Here is a 21,756-nt window from a genome sequence, read left to right on the forward strand (position 1 = left end):
GATCACATGTCGAGCGGCACCGACACGAGGCGCTCGTCCTTGCGCAGGCTCATCGCGCGGCGCGTGACGCGCACGATCGCATAGCCGTTCGGCAGCACGCCGCCCAGTTGCAGCCTCATGCCGTTCGCGAGCACGACGTAGATCGCGCCCGCGTGGCCGCCCACCGTCACGACGGGCGCGGGCAGATACGCGCTCGCCGTCTGTTGCGACGGCACGTCCTGCCACATCGCGGCGAAACCGTCGCGGGCCGAGCGGTTGAATTCGGCGATCACGGCCGAAAGCGCCGCCGCGCGGGCCGGGTCCGCCGCGCCGCTGACGATCAGCGTCTTGCCGGACATCACAATGTTCAGGCCGTCGAGCGGCACGCGAGCCGACAGCGCTTCGTACAGCCGGCCGAACCACAATGCGCGATCGTTGATCGCGCGCCATGCGCGCAGCCCGCGCAGCATCTGAAGCTGCGCGGCGACGCGCTGCCACGCCGCATCGGCAACGATCGGCCCGCGGATCTCGACGCCGTCGAGCGTCGCGTCGCTGCGCACGTCCACGTCGCGGTAGCCGTTCAGCGCGAGCACGTTGCGCACGTTCTCGCGCAGCGTGTCCGCGCAGAGGCTCGCGTCGCGCATCGTGATGCCGCGCGCGCGCAACCGCGCCCGCAGCCGCTCGACGTCGCCCGACGACGCGCAAAGCCCGCTCACCTCCACCGAGCCGTCCGCCGCGCGCCGCGCATGCAGGCCGTGCAGCGCCGGCGCGCGCATCTGTTGCGCGAGCCACGCGTCGACATCGAATCGCGCCGGCGCAGGCGGGCGCCACAGAATCAGCCCGAGCCCCGCGGCGATCGCGACGATCGCGGCGCACGCGAGCGCCGCGCATGCGAGCGCGCGCGTCGACGCCGCCGTCGCGGCGCGACGCCGCGCAGGCACCGGCAGCGCGGACAGCGCATCGCCGCTTTCGCCGAGCACGAACGCGACGCCCGCGACGTCGATCGCCCGCCCGAGAGGCAACGCGCCGTGCGCATTCCACGGCTGGCCGTCGACCCACGCGCGCGCGTCGGCCGACACGCGCACGCCGTCCTCGCCGCTCGTCAGCTCCGCGCGCGCATCGCCTTCGAGCGGCAGCGCGATGTCCGCGTCGTCGCCGCCGATGCGCGTCGCGCCCGGCGGCAGATCGAACTCGAGGCCGGCGAGCGGGCCGTTCAGCCACTTGAGCTTGTGCATCGGATCGTCATGCCGGCTACGTCTGCCACGGATCGGCGCGAATCAGGAACAGCCGGACCGTGTGCCGCTGGCTCCGGCTCGTCGTCTTGAACAGACGCCCGAGAATCGGGATGTCGCCCAGCAGCGGAATCTTGCGCTCGCCCTCGCTCAGCTCGTCCTGCACGAAGCCGCCCAGCAGCAGCGCATCGCCCTCCTTGAGCAGCGAATGCGTCGCGATCTCGGAGCTGAGCGTCTGCGGCAACGGCTCCTGGCGGCTCAGCGGGCTCGTCTGGCGGCCGTCCTGCACGACGAGCGTCAGCATGACCTCCTGGCGGCCCGCGTCGCCGATGATGCGCGGCGTCACGCGCAGCAGCGAGCCCGTCGAAATCGATTCGAGCCGCGCGACGCGCTCGGCGCTCACCTTCGTATAGAACGTGATGTTGCGATCCAGCACCGCCTGCATGTTGTCGAGCGTGACGACCGACGGGCGCGACAGGATGCGCGCCTTCGAGTTCTGCTGCAATGCGCTGAGCTGCACCATGAAGTTGCCGGTGTTCGAGATCACCGTCGAGAAGCTGCCCGCGCCGGGCTGGCCGCCGCTGTTGAAGCTCACCGTGCCGCCGCCGATCCGCGCGGACGCCTGCCAGTCGACGCCGAGCGCGCCGAGGTCCTCCGCGTTGATGTCGATGATCGTGACCGAGATCTCGACGAGCTTCGGCTTGCGGTCGAGCTGCGCGATCAGGTCGCCGTAGAGGCTCATGTTCGCGCGCTTGTCGCGCACGATCACCGCGTTCTGCCGCGCGTCGGCGGCGAACATCGGCAGCAGCCGGTCGCTCGCCGGCTGCTGCCCCTGGCTGTCCTTGAGCGGCAGCGCGCGGCCCTGCGCCATCTCGCGCAGCACCGACACGACGCCCGGCACCGTCACCTGCTGCGATCGATAGCTGTACGACGTGTCGGCGGCCGTCGCGTACTTGAGCGGAAAGAAGCGCACCGACTCCTGATTCTGCTCGCGATTGATCGCCTGCTGATCGAGGCGCTTCGCGAATTGCGCGATGCGCTCGAGGCAGACGGGCACGCCGTACGCCTCGATCGCGTTCGCCTGCGCGATCGCCAGCACGCGGCATTGCCGCCGATCCAGCAGCCCGGCCGAGCGCAATTGCGCGATCAAGGTGGCGGAAGGCAGGTAGTCGAGCGCGATCAGACGGCTCGCCACCTCCTGCGCGCGATACACGTAGAGCGTTTGCCCGTCGTAGTACCACGCGAGCTGATAGAGCCGCGCGAGACGATCGAGCGCCGCGTCCGGCGGGCCGCCGTCGAGCGTGCCGATGAACGCGCCGTCGACCTGCTCGCTGACGACGACGGGCACCCGATAGTTCGCGCCGAGATCGCGCAGCACGTCGGCGAGCTTCGCGCCGCGCGTGGCGAGAAAGAACGGCGCCGCGCCGTGCGTCGGCAGCGGCGCGGCCCATGCTGCCGCGTTCGCCGCCACGCACGCGGCAAGCGCCGCGGCGGCCCGCGCGCGCATTCGCGTGCGACGAAACGCGCGCGTCATTCGAGAGGCCCTGCGCGACGCATGCCGCGCGCGGCCGCGTGATGCGCGCCGAGCCAGCGCACGACCGCGCCCTGCTGCTCGAGCCCCGCGCGCAGCGCGGCCGCATCGACGTCGCAATCGTAGCGGCGCACGAAGTAGAGCGTGCCCTCGTCCAGCCACAGCGCATCGTCGGGCTGGCCGCGCAGCGACGCGAGCCACAGCGCCGCGTGCGCAAGCCATGCGGCGTCGTGCGGCGCGCCGTCCACGGCGAACGCAACGCATACGCCGTAGGCGCCTTCGCCGCACCAGCCGTCCAGCTCGTCCATCGTCAGCGACCAGCGTCCGCGCCGCGCGTCGCCGATCGAAACCGATCCGACATGCCGGATGCATGCGGGAGCGTCAATCAGGTATCCGTGCTTCATGGCGTGACATTTTCAAGATAGACCTTGATAGAATCGATCCGGTCATCACCTGAATTTCGGACGCCTTGAGTAATTTTTCATCATCGTCTGGCACCCGCCCCATGGCTCTCACGCACACCGCCGCTCCCGCCGAGATACGCATCCTGGTCGTGGAGGACCATCCCCTGCTGCGGTTGGGCCTCAAGAACCTGCTGGATGCTTCGCCGCCGCTGTCCGTCGTCGACGAAATCAGCAACGGTCTCGACGTCTATGCCGCGTGCCAGCGGCTCGATCCCGACATCGTGCTGCTCGATCTCGGCCTGCCCGGCATGAACGGCCTCGACGTGATCCATCAGTTGCGGCGGCGCTGGCCGGACCTCGGCATCCTCGTCGTCACCGCCGAGACCACCGAACATCGCGCGAGCGCCGCGCTCGCGGCCGGCGCGAACGGCTACCTGCTGAAGAACAGCTCGAAGCAGACGCTGCTCGACGCGATCTGGAAAGTGTGGCGCGGCCACACGGTGATCGATCCGGCGCTCAACGTCGAGCAGGTCACGACCAAGGCCGTTGCCGACGGCGCGGTCGCGCTCACGCCGCGCGAACGTCAGGTGCTCAAACTGATTTCCGAAGGCTGCCGCAACCGCGACATCGCCGAGAAGCTCACGATTACGATCAAGACCGTGGAGACCCATCGACTGAACCTGATGCGCAAGCTCGACGCGCACAACGCGGCGGAGCTCGCCAACTGGGCGCACCGCCTCGGCCTGCACTGACGCGGCGCCCGCCGCTGCGGTCACGCAAACTGAATCGAGATCAATTCCGCCAGGTCCCGCACGTCCTGACAGCTCGTCCAGCCGCCCGCGCGCACCTGACGCTCCTGCTGCTCGGCCGCCTCGCGCACGAGGTCGAGCCCGCCCTGGCCCGCGCAGCCCTTCAGCGCATGCAGCACGTTCAGCATCGACGCGACGTCATTCGCGTGCCATGCGGCGTCGATCTGCCGGTGCAGATCGACGAGCGCCTGATGCAGCTTCTCGCGCATCGCGGCGTCGTTCAGATCGAAGAGCGGCGAGCATGACTTCGCGTTCGGCGTGAGCTCGACGCCGCGCGCGAGCTGCGTCGACGCGACCTGATTGATCATGTCGGCCAGCTGCTCGAGCGAAACCGGTTTCGTCAGATAGCCGTTCATTCCCGCCGCCCTCGCGCGCTCGTGCTCGGCGGGCGACGCGTTCGCCGTCAGCGCGACGATCGGCGTATCCGGATCGAGCACGCCCTCTGCCACGTGCCGCCAGCGCTTCGCGGTCGCCATGCCGTCCAGTTCGGGCATGCGCACGTCCATCAGCACGAGATCGAACACGTGCGAGCGGCCGAGCTTCAGCGCGAGCTGCCCGGACGCGGCCGCGCGCGTGCGATGCCCGAGCTCGCGCAGCATCTTGCCGACGATGTCGCGATTGACCGCGACGTCGTCGACGACGAGGATCTTCAGCGACCACGGGCAGATCGCCTTCGGCGCGACCTCTTCCTGCACGGCCTCGCCGCGCAGCGCGAGCACGACCTTGTCCCACAGCTTGCCCGGCAGATAGCCCGATTCGGGCATCGGAAACTGCACGTTGTCGCCCGTGTCGACTTGCAGCCCCCACATGCGCAGCTGCATGTGCAGCGCGGCCGGCGCGACGAGATGGCCCGCGAGCGGCGCGGGCGGCATTTCATCGGCCTGCAGCGGCAGCAGCACCGTGAAGCGCGTGCCCTTGCCGAGCTTGCTGTCGAGCAGGATCTCGCCGTTCATCAGGTTCGCGAGCCGCGACGCGATCGGCAGGCCGAGGCCGTTGCCGCTGTCGTGCGCGCGCACCTGCACGAACGGCTTGAAGATGTCGAGCTGGTATTCGTCCGGAATGCCCTTGCCGGTATCCTCGACGACGAACGCGAGCATGTCCGCGCGGCGCTCGACGCTCAGGTGGATGTGCCCCTGCTCGGTGAACTTCATCGCGTTGCCGAGCAGGTTGATGAGGATCTGCCGCACGCGCAGGCCGTCTAGCCACACGCGACGCGGCACGTCGGACGTGACGAAGGTCCGCAGGCTGAGGCTCTTCTCGTGCGCGCGGATGTGGATCGTCAGCATCGCCTGGTCGAGCAGCGCGAGCAGATCGGTCTGCTCGCTCGCGAGCTCGAGCTGGCCCGCCTCGATTCGCGAAAAGTCGAGCACGTTGTTGACGATCCCGAGCAGATAGCACGACGACTGCTGCGCGACGCGCACGAGATCCCGCTGCTCGGCCTGCAGCGCGCTGCGATTCAGGAGCGCGAGCGCGCCGACGATCCCGTTGAGCGGCGTGCGCAGCTCGTGGCTGATGCTCGCGATGTGCTCGCTCTTGCGGTGGCTCGCCGATTCGGCGATCCGCTTGGCCTCCGCGAGTTCGCGCGTGCGCTCGCGCACCTTGCTCTCGAGCGTCTTGTAGTACGCGTTGACCGTGCTGAGCAGCGAGTTGTACGCGCTCCCGATCCGGCCCAGCTCGTCGCGGCGCCCGGTCGGCAGGCGGCGGCCGAGGTCGCCCTCGCGCTGCGCGTCGATGATGTCGACGAAATGCTGCAGCGGCCGGCCGAGCTGCCGCTGCAGCGTGACGTAGACGAACGCGATCAGCAGCAGCTGCACGACGAAGGTCCAGCGCGTCGTCAGCGGCAGCAGCGACATCGCCTTGTCCGTGACCGCGCTCACCGGATAGATCGCGGCGAGCTGCCAGTTCGGGCCCGACAGCGGCGTGCAGATCACGTAGTAGTTGCCCCGGCGATTCCAGTTCGTGCGGTCGCACTTCGGCGTGAGCACGAACGCGGGCGGCGGCTTCATCGGCGTGTCGGCGCCCATCCAGAACACGTCGCCCGCCTGCGATTGCAGCGCGAAGCGCGGCGGCGCCTCGAGCCCCATGTCCTTCGCGATCGACGGGATGTCGCCCACCCGCAGATTCTGGCCGGCGACGATGCCCGTGTGCGGATCGACGACGGCCGCCGCCGCGCGGAGCACGCCCTTCGAATCCGTGATCGCCGCGCCCCAATGCACGACGGGCAGCTTCGGCAGCGTGCGCAGCGTCGCCAGCGCGGCGATCTTGCGCTGCATGTCGTTCTTCGACATCCTTTCCGGCTCGAACAGCACGATGCCTTCCGTCGGCAGCAGCAGGAACGTGTCCATCCGGTTGCGCGGATCGGCGTGCCCGTAGATCTCGACGATTTCACGCGCGCGATCGACGAGCTCGCGATCGCCCTTCGCGTCCTTGAACGGCACGAAAATCGCATGCTGCCCCGAAGCCTGCGCCTTCGGGCGCAGGATGATCCGGTCGTCGAGCATGTTCCACCACGACAGCAGCATCCGCGCCTGGCGCTCGGCGTATTCGTAACGGCGGCTTTCCTCCTGCGCGATCGATTCGAGCTGCCAGGTGAGCTCGCTGCGCAGCTCTCTTTGCGCCTCGATGTATCGAAAATAAAAGCCGATCGACTCGGACAACAGCCAGAAAGCCGTCATCGCGCAACTCAGGATCACCATGATCCGCGCGGTCAGCGACTTTTCCCACAATGCACTCATTATTGATGTGTACCCCGCAACATCTGCGGCGTAATTATCGCATTTTGCATTTTCGCGCGCCGGCCGGTTCAGGTCTTTACCGTATGCCCCGCTCGGGCCCGATTCGCGAAGATGTCTCGACCTTGTCTCACGACGCATCTTCGGCGTACGAAGGAACCGAATGGATTTGCAAACGGAACGCCGACTCGAGCAGTTGCTGCGCCTGCTCGATTTGCCCTGCGAGCGCATCGCCGAGCGCATGGAATTCGCCGTGGCGGGTACGCGCCTTTTCGTCGAAGTCGACGGCGGGCGGCTCACGCTGTCGCTCGCGAGCGCGGTGGACGCCGCGCGCCGCCGCGACGCGCTGATTCGCGTCATCGCGCGGTGCGATCCGATGCGCATGCAGGGCCTCGTGCTGCGCGCGTTCGCGGCGGGCACGCAGCTCGTCGTGAGCTGCGCGTTTCCGCGCGACACGAACGTCGACGACTGGCTGGCCGGCCACCGGACGATGCGGCGCCTGCTCGACGCGCACGCCGGAGACGCCGCATGAAACGGCTCGCGCCGTGGCTCGCGCGCGCGGCGGGCCGCCAGGACATCGTGCTCGCGGTGATGCTGCTCGTCGCGGTGTTCATGATGATCGTGCCGCTGCCGACGAGCCTCGTCGACCTGATGATCGCGTTCAACCTGATGGTGTCGATCATCCTGCTGATGATGTCGCTGTACATCCGCGATCCGCTCGAATTCTCGGTGTTCCCGTCGCTGCTGCTGATCACGACGCTCTACCGGCTCGCGCTCACGATCAGCACGACGCGTCTCATCCTGCTGCAGGCGGACGCGGGCGAGATCGTCTACACGTTCGGCAGCTTCGCGGTCGGCGGCAATCTCGGCGTCGGCCTCATCGTGTTCGTGATCATCACGATCGTTCAGTTCATCGTGATCACGAAGGGCTCCGAGCGCGTCGCCGAGGTGAGCGCGCGTTTCTCGCTCGACGGGATGCCCGGCAAGCAGATGAGCATCGACGGCGACCTGCGCGCGGGCACGATCGACGCGAACGACGCGCGCCGGCTGCGCGGCCTCGTGCAGAAGGAGAGCCAGCTCTACGGCGCGATGGACGGCGCGATGAAGTTCGTCAAGGGCGATGCGATCGCGGGCATCATCATCATTCTCGTCAACATCCTCGGCGGCACCGCGGTCGGCGTGTTCATGCACGGCATGAGCGCGAGCCAGGCGATGTCGACGTACGCGATCCTGTCGATCGGCGACGGCCTCATCAGCCAGATTCCCGCGCTGCTGATCTCGATCACCGCGGGCATCATCGTCACGCGCGTGCCGGGCGACACGCGCCAGCCGCTCGCCGCCGATCTCGCCGAGCAGATCGGCAAGCAGCCGCAGGCGCTCTGGCTCGCCGCGTCGGTGCTGCTCGTGTTCGCGCTGCTGCCGGGCTTTCCCGTCGTCTACTTCGTCGCGCTCGCCGCGCTGGTGTTCGGCTGCGCGTGGCATCTGCGCCGGCGCGCGAAGCGCGGCGCGGCGGGCATCGGCACCGCGGCGCACGGCGCGGCCGCGCCGGCGGGCGCGCTCGCGGCACACGCGCCCGGCTCGCCGGGCTTCGCGCTGACGCCGGGCGCGATCCCGTTGATGATCCGCCACGGCGAAACGGCGGTGCGGCCCGCGAAGCTCGCCGAAGCGCTCGACGCGCTGCGCGCGCGCACGTTCGAGCAGCTCGGCCTGCCGCTGCCCGAGATCCATCTGCAAGCCGACGCCGGGCTCACCGCCGACGCCGTGCAGATCCTGCTCTATCAGGAGCCCGTTCTCACGCTCGCGATGCCAGCGAACGAATGGCTCGCCGACGCGCGCAGCGCAAGCGTTGCGCAGTGCGTGCGCGTCGAGGCGCTGCCGTTCGCGCAGTTGCGGCTTCAATGGATCGACCCCGCTCATGCGGACGCGCTCGCCGCGCTCGGCGTCACCGTTCATCGCGACGAGGCGCGCGTCGCGCACTGCGTGTCGCTCGTCGTCGAGCGTCACGCCGCGCAGTTCATCGGCGTGCAGGAAACCCGCTTCCTGATGGACGCGATGGAGGCGCGCTACGCGGAGCTCGTGAAGGAAGTGCAGCGCCAGATGCCGATCGGCCGGATCGCGGACGTGCTGCAGCGGCTCGTCGACGAGCGCGTGTCGGTGCGCGATCTGCGCGGCATCTTCGAGGCGCTCGTCGAATGGGCGCCGCGCGAGAAGGACCCCGTGATGCTCGCCGAATACGTGCGCGTCGCGCTGCGGCGGCACATCGCGACGCGCCATCGCGCGGGCCAACCGTGGATCAGCTGCTGGATGATCGGCGAGCGCATCGAATCGATGGTTCGCGAATCGATCCGGCAGACGGCCGCGGGCTCGTATTCGTCGCTCGCGCCCGAGCACACGCACGCGATCGTCACGCGCCTGCAAGGCGCGCTCGCCGACGCCGATTTGCGGCGCACCGTGCTCGTCACCGCGATCGACGTGCGCCGTTTCATGCGCAAGATGGTCGAGCGCGAGTTCGGCGATCTGCCCGTGCTGTCGTTCCAGGAAATCGGCGACGAGGCGGAATTGCGCGTGATCGGCACCGCCGATCTGATCGGGGAGCTCGCCGATGCGTCCGCTTGATCACCCGCCTGATCACCCGCCTGATCACCCGCCTGATCACCCGCGCGATCGCTCGCTCGATCGCCTACTTGATCGCCTAGTTGATCGCGCGCGCGTCGCCGCGCTCGTCGACGCGCGGCTCGCGCCGCGCGGCGTCGCGCCCGAGGCCGGCGTGCGCTTCGGCCGCGTCGTCGAGATCGGCCCGACGCTCGTGCGCGCGACGCTGCCGGGCGTCGGCTTCGGCGATCTGTGCCGGCTCGAGCCGAGCGGGATCGACGCCGAAGTCGTCGCGGTCGACGGCGACGCGGCGCTGCTGTCGCCGTTCGCCGAACCGCGCGGCATCGCGGCGGGCAGCGCGGTGCGCGCGCTCGGGCGGCCGCACCGGATTGCGGTCGGCGATTTTCTGCTCGGGCGCGTCGTCGACGGGCTCGGCCGGCCGCTCGACGACGGCCCCGCGATACCCGCCGACGCCGCGCGGATCGATCTCGATCGCGCGGCGCCCGGCCCGCTCGCGCGCGCGGTGATCGACACGCCGCTGCCGCTCGGCGTGCGCGCGATCGACGGCGTGCTCACGTGCGGGCGCGGGCAACGGATCGGCATCTTCGCGGCCGCGGGCGGCGGCAAGAGCACGCTGCTCGGCATGATCTGCGACGGCAGCCTCGCCGATGTCACCGTGCTCGCGCTGATCGGCGAGCGCGGCCGCGAGGTGCGCGAGTTTCTCGAACGCGTGCTGACGCCTCAGGCGCGCGCGCGCGCGGTCGTCGTCGTGTCGACGTCCGATCGCCCGGCGCTCGAGCGGCTGAAGGCCGCGTACGCGGCGACCGCGATCGCCGAGCACTTCCGCGACCAGGGCCGCGACGTGCTGCTGATGATGGATTCGCTGACGCGCTTCGCACGCGCGGCGCGCGAGATCGGCCTCGCGGCCGGCGAAAAGCCCGCGGCGGGCAGCTATCCGCCGAGCTTCTTCGCGCGGCTGCCGCGCCTGCTCGAACGCGCGGGGCCCGCCGCAACGGGCAGCATCACCGGGCTCTACACGGTGCTCGTCGAGGGCGACGACATGAACGAGCCCGTCGCCGACGAGGCCCGCTCGATCCTCGACGGCCACATCGTGCTGTCGCGCAAGCTCGCGCAGGCGAACCATTATCCGGCGATCGACGTCGGCGCGAGCGTGAGCCGCGTGATGAGCCAGATCGTCGATGCGCGCCATCGGGATCTCGCCGCGCGGCTCAGACGCCTCGACGCCGTCTATCGCGACATCGAGCTGCTCGTGCGGGTCGGCGAATATCAGCCGGGACGCGATCCGGAAGCCGACGACGCGCTCGCGCGGCGCGACGCGATCCGCCGCTTCCTGTGCCAGCCGGTGACGGAGAAGACTACGTTTGAACAGACGATCGATCAGTTATGGACAACGGTGGACGGTCAACGCTGACCACGCTCGTGACAATCAAGAAGCGTCGCGAGCGCAGCATACGCAGCACGCTCGCGATGCTCGAGCAACAGGAGGCGACGCTCCTTGCAAGCAAGGCGAGCCTGTTGGAGGCGCGTCGCGCGCTTTGGGTCGAATGGCGCGAGTGCGCGGACGAGGACGCGGTGCACGACTACGCATCGCTGCAGGCGCTCAAGCGCGAGCTCGCGGGCTTTCATCAACGCGACCAGACGCTCGCCGACCGGATCGAGGCGGTCGACGCGCAATGGCAGGCGCTGCGGCTCGAACGCGACGGCCAGCTCGATCAGCTGCGCCGCGCGCTCGTCGATCAGGAAAAACTGAACGCGCTGCTGGAATGACGCGACGAGGTGCGCCGTGAAAACGATGACGACGGGCGCGCGGTTGCGCGAATCGTACGGACCGTGCGCGCCGCACGCCGCGCGCGCGCCGGATCGCAGCGAGATGTCGGCGGGCGACGCCGCCGATGCGTTTTGCGCCTGGCTCGACGCCGGGCCGGGCGACGCGCGGCCACCGCGCACGCCCGCCGACGACGCGCCGGCGATCCGCACGAACGACTCGGGTGACTCGGGTGACTCGGGTGATTCGAGCGGCTCGGACGGCTCGAGCGCCGCAGCCGCCGGCTCGCGCGCGCACGCTCGACGCGCGCCGGCGGCCGGTGCGGGCGCGCGGCTCGACGGCGCGCCCGCCGCGCCGCGCCCGTCGCCCGCCGACGTGCTGACGCTGCGCATCGCGAACGGCCCGCTCGCCGGGCTCACGCTGCGCGCGCGCTTCGCGGGCGGCGCGCTCGTCGTCGCGCTCGATTCGGGCGGCGAGCACGCGCATTTGCGGGCGCGGGCGCGGCGGATGCGCGGCCGGCTCGAGGCGGCGCTCGCCGCACGTTTCGCGCAGCCCGTCACGCTGGAGTGGTCCGATGCAGCCGCTGCGGATTGATCGCACGACGCTCGCGCTGCTGCGCGCGGTCGGCGCGGGCCGGCGGCTCGCGCTCGGCGACGGCGCGCTCGCGCTGCGCTTTCTGCGCGCGGGCGGCGACGGCCTGATCCTGTCGGCGCGCACGGACGACGGCCCCGTGCGCCTATGGGTCGACGCCGCGCCGTGGTGCCGATGGATCGAGCCGGTGCTGAGCGTGCCGCACTGGGACGCGGTGCCCGTCGAGCTGCGCGGCGCGCTCGCCGCGTGGACGTGCGCGTGCATCGAGCCGGATCTCGCGTCGTTCGGCGTGCCGTGGCTGCGCGCCGACGCGATCGAGCGCGGCGCGTGCGCGGCCGAGCCCGCGTGGTCGCTGCGCATCGAGCGCGAGCATGCGGCGCTCGACATGCGGATCGTCGACGCTCCGCTCGCATGGCTCGAACGGCTCGCGAACGGGCTCGATCCGCTGCCGGATGATTTTCTGCCGGTCGATCCGCAGCCGATCGATTTGGAGCCGATCGATCTGCCGCCCCATTCGCCGGTCGGTTCTTCAGCCATGCCGCCGCGCACGCCGCCGCACGGCGGCCGCGCGGCCTCGCCCGCGCTCCGGCTCTCGCTCGCGGCCGGCTGGAGCATCGTCGACACGGCGACGCTCTCGCGCGTGCGCGCAGGCGACGCGCTGCTGCTGCAACACGCATACGCGGTTGCGCAAGGCGAGCTCGCGCTCTTCGCCGAGCGCCCGCTCGCGACCGTGCTCGATTGCCGGCACGGCCCTTACACGATTGGAACGACGATGGATACGTTCGATGACTGGCTCGACATCGATGTCGAGCCTGCCGCGCTGCCGGATGCGCGAGGCGCGGCCGACGGGTTCGATGCGCCCGACATGCACGACGGGCACGAAGGACACGCCCCGCCGCTGCGGCTCGACGCGCGCGTGCGCGTCGTCGCGCAGGTCGCGACGATCGACGTGCCGCTCGCGCGGCTCGCGAGCCTGCGCGCGGGCGACGTGCTCGACGGCCCCGCGCAGCCCGACGGGCTCGTCACGCTGCAGGTCGCGGGCAAGCCGTTCGCACGCGGCACGCTGCTCGACATCGGCGGGCGCCTCGCCGTGCGCATCGAGCATCTGCTGCCCGCATGACGCGCGACTTCAGGTGTCGGCCGGATGGGTCGGCGCGCGACGCGCGCCGATAATGCGTCGCGTATCGCCCTTTCCGGATTCGTGGATGAACCTTTTCGACCAGCCCCTCCAGTTGATCGCCGTGCTGTTCGCACTGTCGATCCTGCCGCTGCTCGTGGTGCTGGGCACGTCGTTCCTCAAGCTGTCGGTCGTGTTCGCGCTGCTGCGCAACGCGCTCGGCACGCAGCAGATCCCGCCGAACATCGCGCTGCACGGGCTCGCGCTCGTGCTGACGATGTTCGTGATGGCGCCCGTCGGGCTCGCGATCCAGGACAACGTCGCCGCGCATCCGGTCAGGATCGACGCGCCGGACTTCACGCAGCAGGTCGAAAAGACGATCCTCGCGCCGTACCGCGCGTTTCTCGAGCGCAACACCGCGCCGGACCAGGTGCGCTTCTTCGCGGACATCGGCCACAAGACCTGGCCCGAGCCGTACCGCAACCGGATTCCCGACGATTCGCTGCTCGTGCTGCTGCCCGCGTTCACCGTGAGCCAGCTGATCGAAGCGTTCAAGATCGGCCTGCTGCTGTTCCTGCCGTTCATCGCGATCGATCTGATCGTGTCGAACGTGCTGCTGGCGATGGGGATGATGATGGTGTCGCCGATGACGATCGCGCTGCCGCTCAAGCTGCTCGTGTTCGTGCTGGTGCACGGCTGGGAGAAGCTGATCGGCCAGCTTCTGCTGTCGTTCGCCTGACGCCGCGCGCCGCCACGCATGAGCGAAGCCGTCGTCACCCAGCTCGCCGCGCAGATGATGTGGCTCGTGCTGCTGCTGTCGCTGCCCGTCGTCGTCGTCGCGTCGGTCGTCGGCATTCTCGTGAGTCTCGTGCAGGCGCTCACGCAGGTGCAGGACCAGACGATTCAATTCCTGATCAAGCTGCTCGCCGTCGCCGTCACGCTCGCCGCGACGTATCACTGGATGGGCGACGTGCTCGTCAACTATACGCTGCAGAGCTTCGATCAGATCGGCAGGATGCGATCGTAGCGCGCCGCCCATGCAGACGCTCGTCCAATGGCTGCCGATCGTCGCGATCGCGATGCTGCGCCCGTTCGGCGCGCTGCTGATCTTGCCCGTCTTCACGCCGGCCACGCTCGGCGGCGCGCTCGTGCGCAACGCACTCGCGCTGATGATCGCGCTGCCCGTGCTGCCGTTTCACGATGCCTGGCCGGCGTTGCCCCAGGCGGCCGGCGGCACGCCGCATTACCTGTGGCTCGCATTCGGCGAGCTGTGCATCGGCGCGCTGATCGGCTTTTGCGCGGCGATCCCGTTCTGGGCGCTCGACATGGCGGGCTTCCTGATCGACACGACGCGCGGCGCGTCGATCGCGAGCGTGCTCAATCCGCTGCTCGGCGCGCAGTCGTCGCCGTTCGGGATGGTGTTCTCGCAAGTGTTCACGCTGCTCTTTCTCGTGTCGGGCGGGTTCAACACGCTGATCGCGACGATCTACGCGTCGTACGCGACGCTGCCGCCGGGCGCCGCGCTCCACTTCGGCCCCGGCGCGCTCGCGTTCTTCGCGCAGCAGTGGCATCTGATGGTCGAGCTGTGCCTGCGCTTCGCGATGCCGGCGCTCGCGGCGATCCTCCTCGTCGACATGGCGCTCGGCCTCGTCAACCGCTCCGCGCAGCAGTTGAACGTGTTCTTCCTGTCGATGCCGATCAAGAGCGCGTTCGCGCTGCTGCTGGTCGTCATGTGCGCGAGCTTCGCGTTCCGGCTGCCGCTCGCCGACATCGCGCGGCTGCCCGAGCGCATCGCGCATCTTTGCGGCATGCTGCAATGAGCGAGAAGACCGAAAAGCCGACCGCGAAGAAGCTCGCCGACGCGCGCAAGAAAGGCCAGGTCGCGAAAAGCGCCGAGATCACGAGCGGCGTGCAGCTCGCGGTGCTGCTCGGCTATTTCCTGTTCGAGGGCGCGCATCTGCTGCAGGCGTTCGAGGCGCTCGTCGACGTGTCGATCGCGGTCGTCAACGACGATTTCGCCGCCGCCACCGCGCGCTGGATGCGCGCGCTCGGCGCGGCGCTGATCCGCTTCACGCTCGGCATGGCGGCGCTCGTGATCGCGACGACGGTGGTCGCGGCGATCGCGCAGATCGGCCCGCTGCTCGCCGTCGACGCGATCAAGCCGTCGCTCGACAAGATCAATCCGCTCGCGAACTTCAAGCAGATGTTTTCGCTGAAGAGCCTGTTCGAATTCGCGAAATCGCTGTTCAAGGTCGGCGTGCTGTCGGCGATCTTCTTCTATCTGATCCGGCAGTACGCGCCGTCGCTGCAGTTCCTGCCGCTTTGCAGCGTCGAATGCGGGCTCGCGGTCAGCACGCAGCTGCTGTACTGGATGTGGGCGGCGCTGATCGGCTTTTACGTCGTGTTCGGCATCGCCGATTTAGCGTTCCAGCGCTACAACACGACGAAGCAGCTGATGATGTCGCTCGAGGACATCAAGCAGGAATTCAAGAATTCCGAAGGCAACCCGGAGATCAAGCACAAGCGGCGCGAGATCCATCGCGAGGTGCAAAGCGGCAGCCTCGCCGCGAACGTCGCGAAATCGACGGTCGTCGTGCGCAACCCGACGCACGTCGCCGTGTGCCTCTATTACCGGCGCGACGAGACGCCGCTGCCCGAGGTGATCGAGATCGGCCGCGACGAGATGGCGCTGCACATCGTCGCGCTCGCCGAGCGCGAGCGCGTGCCCGTCGTCGAGAACGTGCCGCTCGCGCGGGCGCTCGCGAGCCGGCTCGGCGTCGGGCAGCGCATTCCGCCCGACCTGTTCGAGGCCGTCGCGCACGTGCTGCGCGTCGCGATGCAGTTGCCGTACGACGATGGCGATGACGACAGCGATGACGATGGCTGCGGTCGTGATGACGGCGGTCGCGTCGCGCGAGACGAACGCGCACATTCTTCCCGCAACGATGCAAACGGCTGAGCGTCGTGCGGCGCGCGCTCCGCTGGCGGTTGCGTCATCGCGCACGTCGCGGGCGCTCGCGATCGCCTTCGCGCTCGCGACCGTCGGCATCGACGCGCGAAGCGCGCATGCGCAGGAGGCGCGAGCGCCGCTCGTCTGGACGCCTTACGTCGAGGACGTCGAGGAATCGAGTGCGGCGGCCGGCGGTCGCTCCGATGCGAACACGGCCGCGCTTTCGGCGTTCGCTCCGCCTTCGACGAACGCCGCGACGCCCTCCATCGAGCCGGCCGATGCGGCCGCACGCGCGTTTGCGTCGTCTCGCGCGGCGCTTGCCGACGACACGGCGAAGGACTCGGGGAATGACTCGGTGAGGGACACGGCCAAAGACACCGCGAAAGACACCGCCAAAGACACCACGAAAGACACGACGGAAAACTCGACTGACGACTCGGCGGGACATGCGGCGAAGCAGGCGTCGCCCCCGCGGTCGACTTCCGCTTCGCCTTCGCGATCCTCCGGCCCGACATCGCACGAACATGCGAGCCTCGCCGACGATACCGACGTTCGCACCGTCGAGGCGGCCGCATCACGAAACGCGGCGTCGCCCGCCGCGCCTCTCGCGTCCGCCGCGGCGCCGCCGTCGCGCCCCACGCGCTACGACGCGCTCGTCGCGACGGTCGCCCGGGAATTCGGTCTCGACGCGAAGCTGCTGCACGCGATGATCCGCGTCGAATCCGACTACGACGCGAACGCGATATCGCCGAAGGGCGCGACCGGCCTGATGCAGGTGATTCCCGCCACGGGCGCGCGCTTCGGCTTCGACGATCTGCGCGATCCGCATGCGAACCTGCGCGCCGGCGCGACCTATCTGAAATGGCTGCTCGGCGAATTCGGCGACGACCTGACGCTCGCGCTCGCCGCGTACAACGCGGGCGAAGGCGCGGTGCGCAAGTACCGCGGCCGGATTCCGCCATATCGGGAAACGCAGGACTACGTGCGGCAGGTGCTCGCGTGCTACCGCAGCGCATGCCCGCCGCCCGACGATGCGCGACGCGACGGTTCGTCCCGCGCGAGCGTCGATGCCGCGACGCGCCCGCGCGCCGCGCGCCCGGATGCGCCGCGCCTCACCGCCGGCGCGCTCCTCGCGAAACTCGGCGGGCTGCTGCTGTCGACGCCCGCGCGTTCCGCGCCGTGACGCGCGCATGCGCGCGGCTGCGCGTGCGCGTCGAGGCGAGTGCGTCGCGCCGCCGATCGCGCAGACGTATCGGCCGCAGCCCGCATCGGCGGATCTGCTCGGCGCGCGGCTCGAACGGTATCGGCGTACGCATCGGGCGCCGAAGGGCGAGTTCGTCGCATGGCGCGCGTGCGCGCGAGCCGGTGGAACGTCCGGCATCCTTGACGAGCGGCGTTTCGGTGTTTCGGTGTTTCGGTGTTTCGGTGTTTCGGTGTTTCGGTGTTTCGGTGTTTCGGTGTTTCGGTGTTTCGGTGCAGCAGCGATGCAGCGCTTCGTCGTGCACGGCGCATCCCCGGACATCGATTTCCTTCGTTGCGCTGTCGCGCGAGCCGCCCGCGTCAACGCCCGCCCGTGCTCCGACGGCCGCGCCGAATCGGCTCCATGCCAGCCACGCCCCCGCCTCGCGACTTTGCGCATCGACGCGCGCATTGTGTCTCGACAGCGCTCGTGATTCTCCGCGCGCACCACGCGTTCTCGTCGCAAGCGCCCGACCTGCACCGCTCGTTCGCGATGTTCGCGATGTTCGCGACGGCCCGCCGCAGGCAAGCCGATTTCCACCGGACGCGGCGAAAATCAAGCAAGCGCGCCGAACACCTCGTCGAAAAGCGCGAGCATCATCCGCCACGACCGCTCGTCCGCGGAAGGATTGAAGCCGTAGCCGGGCTTGTTCAGTCGATCGGCGTCGGGATTGGTGTACGCATGCCCGACGCCGCCGAAGAGGTGAAGCTGCCAGTCCACCTGCTTTCCCTGCATTTCCGCCGCGAAGGCGGCGCGGTCCTGCGGCGGCACATCGGGGTCCTGATCGCCGATCATCATCAGAACCTTGGCCTGGATCGGCTGATCCGGGCTGCCTGCGGGACGCTTCAGGCCGGGATGAAAACCCACGACGCATCGAACGGGCGCCCCGCTGCGCGCGAGTTCCAGCACGCTGATTCCGCCTTGGCAAAAGCCGATCGCGGCCACCCGCTTGCGATCGACGCCGGGCAGAGCCATCAGAAGTCCGAGCCCCGCGCTCGCCCGAGCGAGCATGAGGCCCGGCGCGGACATCAACTCGATATGGCGGCTCACCGCCTCCGATAGCGAAAGCCCCTCGACGCCGTACATATCCAGGGCGAACGCCGCATAACCGAGGTCGGCCAGGCGTCTCGTTCGCGCCCGTATGTGCTCGTTCATTCCGAACGCCTCGTGCGCGACCAGGATCGCGGGCTTTTCCACGTGCGGCGCACAGTCGGCGAAATAGCCCGCCAGCGGGGTCCCTTCACATTCGTAGACTATCGTGCGTGTTTCCAACTTCATCTCTCCTTGCCCGACGGAAGGTCATCGTCTTGAGCTTTCGCGACGATGCCCAGGCCGGGGCGATGCATGAAATGGCGCGGGCGCGCGCGCCCAAATCGAGCGTCTCGACCGGATGCGACGAATTTGACCAACATCAACCAAGCGGCGCGTTTCACCTATCCGCTCATACCGCGACAATAAAACACATTTGAATACGTTCCGTCGGAAACGACGAAAATATAATTCGACCTTGTCGTTGCAGCACCGGCGATTTTCGCTTCGCCGTTCAAGCCGCTTTCGCGAGCCGCCGGCCGGATCTCGCGTCGCATCCGTTTTCCATCATCCGCTTGCCCCACCCACACCATGACGAACGCGCTCCCCTCGACAACCGCCACGCCCCGCTCCGCACGAACGCTGCCTGCACCGCCGCCGCGCATGCTCGGCGCGCTGCTCGTCGTGGCCGCCTGCGTCGCGCCGGGCCGCGCGCACGCGCGCCCGACTCCGCAGACGAGCGCCGTTTCGTGGCTCGTCGTCGACGCCGATTCCGGCACGACGCTCGGCGAGCACAACGCGAACGCGCGCCGCGAACCGGCCTCGCTCACGAAGCTGATGACCGCCTACCTCGCGTTCGACGCGCTCGAACGCGGGACGCTGCGCTGGGACGAAACCGTCGCGGTTTCCGCCGGCGACATCGCGTCCGTCGGCAGCGACGAAGCGCGCATGTATCTGACGCCCGGCCAGCACGTTCGCGTGCGCGATCTGGTGCGCGGCCTGATCGTCGCGTCGGCGAACGACGCGGCGCTCGTGCTCGCGAAACGGATCGGCGGCAGCCCCGCCGGCTTCGCGGCGCGGATGAACGACACGGCGCGGCGGCTCGGCATGCGCGATTCGCATTTCGTGTCGCCGTCGGGCATCACGACGCCCGATCACTATTCGACCGCGCACGATCTGTCGATTCTCGCGCAGCATCTGAACCGGGATTTTCCGGCGTTCTACGCGTTCTCGTCACAGCGGAGCTTCGCATACGGGACCTTCTCGAAGACGAACAAGAATCGCCTGCTGAGTACCGATCCGACCGTCGACGGCATGAAGACGGGCCATACGAACGCGGCCGGCTGGTGCATGGTCGTCACCGCGGAGCGCCGCATCGCCGGCTCGCGTGCGTTGCACCGCGTGATCGCCGTGCTGCTCGGCGAGCCGACGGAAAAGCAGCGGCTCGCCGACGCCGGCAAGCTCCTGGACTGGGGCTTCGCGTCGCTCGGCGGCGGCGAATCGGCGGCGTCGACCGCTACGGCAGCTACGGTAGCTACTACTGCTACGACCGCTGCGGCAGCTACAACCGCTACAGCCGCGGCGACGGGGGCGCGCCGCTCGAACGCGCGGGCCGGCGAGCACCGCGCGGAAGATCGGGCGCGCATGCTGTGACGTTCGCGTAGCGCGACGCCGCTCTCGCGCGCGCCGCGACGGCAACGGCGACGCGCCCGCGCCCGCGCGACAAGATGCGACGCGCGACGAGACGAGACGCGACGCGACGCGACGCGCGACGCCCGCGCCGGCATCGATCGCCTATCGAAGCGGCGCGCGTCGCCGTGCAGCGTCATTTCGCCTTCATCCCTCCGCGCGGCATCGCGCCGCGCGTGCCGACGCGCTTCGCCGCGTCCTCTTTCCGCGCGCGCTCGCCCGACGGCGGCGAGCGCATCGGTCATCCATCGGGGCTCTCGCTTCACGGCCGCGCCCTCGCGGTCGGGGCATCGCCCCTGTCGCCACCCACCTGCGTCGCCACGACGTCGACTCGACACCCATTCGACCATGCCGAAACCCACCGAATCGCTCCGCCCCCCTCCGCCGACGCCCGGCACGCTCCCCCGCTGGCGCTCGCGCTGCGTCCTCGCGCTCCTCTGCGCCGGCTTCGGCGCGCTCGCGGCGCGCGCGCTGTGGGTTCAGGTCGTGCACAGCGATTTCTACATCAGGCAGGGCGTGAAGCGATACGAGCACACGTTCGCGGCCGCGCCGACGCGCGGGCGCATTCTCGACCGCAACGGCGACGCCCTCGCGATCAACGAGCCCGTCGCCGACGTGTGGATCGCGCCCGACGCGCTGCGCCGCGCGACGCATCCGCAAATGCGCGCGCTCGCGTCGCTGCTCGGCCTGCCGGACGACGCGCTCGCCGCCAAGGCGCTCAGCGCGCGTCAGTTCCTGTATCTGAAGCGCTGGATCGCGCCGGAGCTGGCCGCGCGCGTCGAGCGGCTCGACGTGCCGGGCGTGCACGTCGCCCGCGCGACGCGGCGCTATTACCCGGGCGGCGGCGACGTCGCGCAGCTCGTCGGCTTCGTCGGCGCGAACGGTCACGGGCTCGAAGGCGTCGAGCTCGCCGCCGACGCCGCGCTCGCCGGCGTCGGCGCGAAGCGGGACTACATCGTCGACCGCCTGGGCCGCCCGGTGGACGTCGGCGACGTCGAATCGGCGGGCACGCCCGGCGCGGACGTGAGGCTGTCCGTCGATCGGCGCATCCAGCATCTCGCCACGCTCGCCGTCGAGCGGACCATCGAGCGCACCGGCGCGGCGGCCGGCTGCGCGATCGTCGTCGATGCGAAGACGGGCGGCGTCCTCGCGCTCGTGAACGCCCCCACGTTCGATCCGAACGAGCCGCACGCGGCCGGCGACGGCGACGGCCGCTTCCGCGACCGCGCGCTGACCGACGTCTTCGAGCCGGCGTCGACGCTCAAGCCCGTCACGGTCGCGCTCGCGTTGAGCGAAGGCGTCGTCACGCCCGACACGCGCTTCGACACGTCGCCCGGCGTGCTGGAGATCGACGGCGCGACGATTCACGACACCGGCGACTTCGGCGAGCTGAGCGTCACGCAGATCATCGCGAAATCGAGCAATATCGGCATGGCGAAGATCGCCGAGCGGCTGCGCGCGCAGGACATGTGGCAGACGTTCGCGCGTGCCGGCATCGGCGCTCGGCCGCTCGCGGGCCTGCCGGCGGTCGCGCGCGGCACGCTGCGGCCGGCCCGCCATTGGAGGCCGATCGAGCGCCTGACGATGTCGTACGGCTACGGGCTGTCGATGTCGCTCGCGCAGCTCGCGGACGTCTACACGGCCTTCGCCGGCGACGGCGAGCGCATTGCGCTGTCGCTCACGCGCGCGAGCGCGCAGGCCGAGCGCGTGCGCGTCGTGCCGCCCGCGGTTGCGCGGCAGATTCGCGCGATGCTGGAAACGGACGGCGAGCAAGGCACGGCGCGCGTCGCCCGGCTGCCCGACTACCGGATCGGCGCGAAGACGGGCACCGCGCGCAAGCTGCACGCCGGGCGCTATGCGCGCGGCAAGTACCGGGCGCTCTTCGTCGGCATGGCGCCGATGAGCGATCCCCGGCTGATCGTCGCGGTGATGATCGACGAGCCGTCGCGCGGCTCGTATTACGGCGGCCCGGCGGCCGGCCCCGCGTGGGCGCAGATCATGGAGAACGCGCTGCATCTGCTCGGCGTGCCGCCCGATCGGACAGCGCCGCGGCATGCATGACGCGCGATTCGATC

Annotated in this window: 19 protein-coding genes; 14 read left to right on the forward strand and 5 right to left on the reverse strand. The window is 69.7% G+C overall.

What is annotated here, in order from left to right; genetic code table 11:
• Window positions 1-2: 2 nt before the first annotated feature.
• From sctD to WS91_RS04140, 3 genes are read right to left on the reverse strand one after another with little or no spacing between them, the layout of a single operon-like run.
• Complete coding sequence (gene sctD / locus WS91_RS04130) at window positions 3-1,214, reverse strand: type III secretion system inner membrane ring subunit SctD (protein WP_059669792.1); 1,212 nt, start codon at window positions 1,212-1,214, stop codon at window positions 3-5.
• A 16-nt stretch (window positions 1,215-1,230) separates the two neighbouring features.
• Window positions 1,231-2,718 carry an EscC/YscC/HrcC family type III secretion system outer membrane ring protein gene (locus tag WS91_RS04135; RefSeq protein WP_052145076.1) on the reverse strand — a complete coding sequence of 496 codons (1,488 nt, stop codon included), beginning with the start codon at window positions 2,716-2,718 and terminating at the stop codon, window positions 1,231-1,233.
• 23 nt (window positions 2,719-2,741) lie between these two features.
• Window positions 2,742-3,146: a hypothetical protein gene (locus WS91_RS04140; RefSeq protein WP_226377296.1), complete on the reverse strand. Its 405-nt coding sequence runs from the start codon at window positions 3,144-3,146 to the stop codon at window positions 2,742-2,744.
• Between the two features lie 101 nt (window positions 3,147-3,247).
• Between WS91_RS04140 and WS91_RS04145 the strand changes: the two genes are divergently transcribed.
• Window positions 3,248-3,898 (forward strand): two component system response regulator, encoded by a 651-nt coding sequence (locus tag WS91_RS04145; RefSeq protein WP_038747807.1) that lies wholly within the window; start codon window positions 3,248-3,250, stop codon window positions 3,896-3,898.
• Between the two features lie 20 nt (window positions 3,899-3,918).
• Here the strand turns inward: WS91_RS04145 and WS91_RS04150 are convergent, their stop codons facing one another.
• Window positions 3,919-6,690, reverse strand: a complete 2,772-nt coding sequence (locus WS91_RS04150) for a two component system sensor kinase (protein WP_038747810.1) — start codon at window positions 6,688-6,690, stop codon at window positions 3,919-3,921.
• 160 nt (window positions 6,691-6,850) lie between these two features.
• Between WS91_RS04150 and WS91_RS04155 the strand changes: the two genes are divergently transcribed.
• From WS91_RS04155 to WS91_RS32055, 11 genes are all read left to right on the forward strand, one after another.
• Complete coding sequence (locus WS91_RS04155) at window positions 6,851-7,219, forward strand: secretion protein (RefSeq protein ID WP_226377295.1); 369 nt, start codon at window positions 6,851-6,853, stop codon at window positions 7,217-7,219.
• A complete protein-coding gene (locus WS91_RS04160; RefSeq protein WP_059669793.1) occupies window positions 7,216-9,303 on the forward strand; it encodes an EscV/YscV/HrcV family type III secretion system export apparatus protein in 2,088 nt (695 codons plus the stop codon). Before WS91_RS04155 ends, WS91_RS04160 begins: the two co-directional genes overlap by 4 nt.
• Window positions 9,290-10,711, forward strand: coding sequence for an EscN/YscN/HrcN family type III secretion system ATPase (locus WS91_RS04165; RefSeq protein ID WP_231751968.1), 1,422 nt, complete (start codon window positions 9,290-9,292; stop codon window positions 10,709-10,711). Before WS91_RS04160 ends, WS91_RS04165 begins: the two co-directional genes overlap by 14 nt.
• Before the next feature lie 8 nt (window positions 10,712-10,719).
• Window positions 10,720-11,067 carry a hypothetical protein gene (locus WS91_RS04170; protein ID WP_226383140.1) on the forward strand — a complete coding sequence of 116 codons (348 nt, stop codon included), beginning with the start codon at window positions 10,720-10,722 and terminating at the stop codon, window positions 11,065-11,067.
• Between the two features lie 16 nt (window positions 11,068-11,083).
• On the forward strand, window positions 11,084-11,659 hold the full coding sequence (locus WS91_RS04175) for a hypothetical protein (protein ID WP_059669794.1): 576 nt from the start codon (window positions 11,084-11,086) through the stop codon (window positions 11,657-11,659).
• Entirely contained in the window at window positions 11,640-12,776 is a 1,137-nt protein-coding gene (locus WS91_RS04180; protein WP_059669795.1) for a FliM/FliN family flagellar motor switch protein, read from the forward strand. Before WS91_RS04175 ends, WS91_RS04180 begins: the two co-directional genes overlap by 20 nt.
• An 85-nt stretch (window positions 12,777-12,861) precedes the next feature.
• Window positions 12,862-13,512 carry a type III secretion system export apparatus subunit SctR gene (gene sctR, locus WS91_RS04185; RefSeq protein WP_038747822.1) on the forward strand — a complete coding sequence of 217 codons (651 nt, stop codon included), beginning with the start codon at window positions 12,862-12,864 and terminating at the stop codon, window positions 13,510-13,512.
• 18 nt (window positions 13,513-13,530) lie between these two features.
• Window positions 13,531-13,800 (forward strand): EscS/YscS/HrcS family type III secretion system export apparatus protein, encoded by a 270-nt coding sequence (locus tag WS91_RS04190; RefSeq protein ID WP_038747825.1) that lies wholly within the window; start codon window positions 13,531-13,533, stop codon window positions 13,798-13,800.
• Window positions 13,801-13,810: 10 nt separating this feature from the next.
• On the forward strand, window positions 13,811-14,593 hold the full coding sequence (gene sctT / locus WS91_RS04195) for a type III secretion system export apparatus subunit SctT (protein WP_038747827.1): 783 nt from the start codon (window positions 13,811-13,813) through the stop codon (window positions 14,591-14,593).
• The gene (locus tag WS91_RS04200; protein WP_059669796.1) at window positions 14,590-15,732 is read left to right on the forward strand and encodes an EscU/YscU/HrcU family type III secretion system export apparatus switch protein; all 1,143 of its coding nucleotides are present in this window, start codon (window positions 14,590-14,592) and stop codon (window positions 15,730-15,732) included. Before sctT ends, WS91_RS04200 begins: the two co-directional genes overlap by 4 nt.
• Entirely contained in the window at window positions 15,635-16,906 is a 1,272-nt protein-coding gene (locus tag WS91_RS32055; RefSeq protein ID WP_231751969.1) for a lytic transglycosylase domain-containing protein, read from the forward strand. Before WS91_RS04200 ends, WS91_RS32055 begins: the two co-directional genes overlap by 98 nt.
• A gap of 612 nt (window positions 16,907-17,518) precedes the next feature.
• Here WS91_RS32055 and WS91_RS04210 read toward each other — a convergent pair.
• Window positions 17,519-18,235 carry a dienelactone hydrolase family protein gene (locus WS91_RS04210; protein WP_059669818.1) on the reverse strand — a complete coding sequence of 239 codons (717 nt, stop codon included), beginning with the start codon at window positions 18,233-18,235 and terminating at the stop codon, window positions 17,519-17,521.
• 348 nt (window positions 18,236-18,583) lie between these two features.
• Here WS91_RS04210 and WS91_RS04215 point away from each other — a divergent pair, with 348 nt between their 5' ends.
• Together WS91_RS04215 and WS91_RS04220 are read left to right on the forward strand one after the other, a co-directional pair.
• On the forward strand, window positions 18,584-19,645 hold the full coding sequence (locus WS91_RS04215; RefSeq protein ID WP_059669797.1) for a D-alanyl-D-alanine carboxypeptidase family protein: 1,062 nt from the start codon (window positions 18,584-18,586) through the stop codon (window positions 19,643-19,645).
• 384 nt (window positions 19,646-20,029) lie between these two features.
• A complete protein-coding gene (locus WS91_RS04220) occupies window positions 20,030-21,742 on the forward strand; it encodes a peptidoglycan D,D-transpeptidase FtsI family protein (protein ID WP_059669798.1) in 1,713 nt (570 codons plus the stop codon).
• Window positions 21,743-21,756 lie beyond the last annotated feature (14 nt).

The organism is Burkholderia sp. MSMB1498 (genome assembly GCF_001526245.1).
Classification (GTDB): domain Bacteria; phylum Pseudomonadota; class Gammaproteobacteria; order Burkholderiales; family Burkholderiaceae; genus Burkholderia; species Burkholderia savannae.

What these genes read in the sequence shown, in the direction of transcription:
- sctD (WP_059669792.1), bottom strand. Translation starts at nt 1,214, where the DNA reads ATGCACAAGCTCAAGTGGCTGAACGGCCCGCTCGCCGGCCTCGAGTTC.
- WS91_RS04135 (WP_052145076.1), bottom strand. Translation starts at nt 2,718, where the DNA reads ATGCGCGCGCGGGCCGCCGCGGCGCTTGCCGCGTGCGTGGCGGCGAAC.
- WS91_RS04140 (WP_226377296.1), bottom strand. Translation starts at nt 3,146, where the DNA reads ATGAAGCACGGATACCTGATTGACGCTCCCGCATGCATCCGGCATGTC.
- WS91_RS04145 (WP_038747807.1), top strand. Translation starts at nt 3,248, where the DNA reads ATGGCTCTCACGCACACCGCCGCTCCCGCCGAGATACGCATCCTGGTC.
- WS91_RS04150 (WP_038747810.1), bottom strand. Translation starts at nt 6,690, where the DNA reads ATGAGTGCATTGTGGGAAAAGTCGCTGACCGCGCGGATCATGGTGATC.
- WS91_RS04155 (WP_226377295.1), top strand. Translation starts at nt 6,851, where the DNA reads ATGGATTTGCAAACGGAACGCCGACTCGAGCAGTTGCTGCGCCTGCTC.
- WS91_RS04160 (WP_059669793.1), top strand. Translation starts at nt 7,216, where the DNA reads ATGAAACGGCTCGCGCCGTGGCTCGCGCGCGCGGCGGGCCGCCAGGAC.
- WS91_RS04165 (WP_231751968.1), top strand. Translation starts at nt 9,290, where the DNA reads ATGCGTCCGCTTGATCACCCGCCTGATCACCCGCCTGATCACCCGCCT.
- WS91_RS04180 (WP_059669795.1), top strand. Translation starts at nt 11,640, where the DNA reads ATGCAGCCGCTGCGGATTGATCGCACGACGCTCGCGCTGCTGCGCGCG.
- sctR (WP_038747822.1), top strand. Translation starts at nt 12,862, where the DNA reads ATGAACCTTTTCGACCAGCCCCTCCAGTTGATCGCCGTGCTGTTCGCA.
- WS91_RS04190 (WP_038747825.1), top strand. Translation starts at nt 13,531, where the DNA reads ATGAGCGAAGCCGTCGTCACCCAGCTCGCCGCGCAGATGATGTGGCTC.
- sctT (WP_038747827.1), top strand. Translation starts at nt 13,811, where the DNA reads ATGCAGACGCTCGTCCAATGGCTGCCGATCGTCGCGATCGCGATGCTG.
- WS91_RS04200 (WP_059669796.1), top strand. Translation starts at nt 14,590, where the DNA reads ATGAGCGAGAAGACCGAAAAGCCGACCGCGAAGAAGCTCGCCGACGCG.
- WS91_RS32055 (WP_231751969.1), top strand. Translation starts at nt 15,635, where the DNA reads ATGACGACAGCGATGACGATGGCTGCGGTCGTGATGACGGCGGTCGCG.
- WS91_RS04215 (WP_059669797.1), top strand. Translation starts at nt 18,584, where the DNA reads ATGACGAACGCGCTCCCCTCGACAACCGCCACGCCCCGCTCCGCACGA.
- WS91_RS04220 (WP_059669798.1), top strand. Translation starts at nt 20,030, where the DNA reads ATGCCGAAACCCACCGAATCGCTCCGCCCCCCTCCGCCGACGCCCGGC.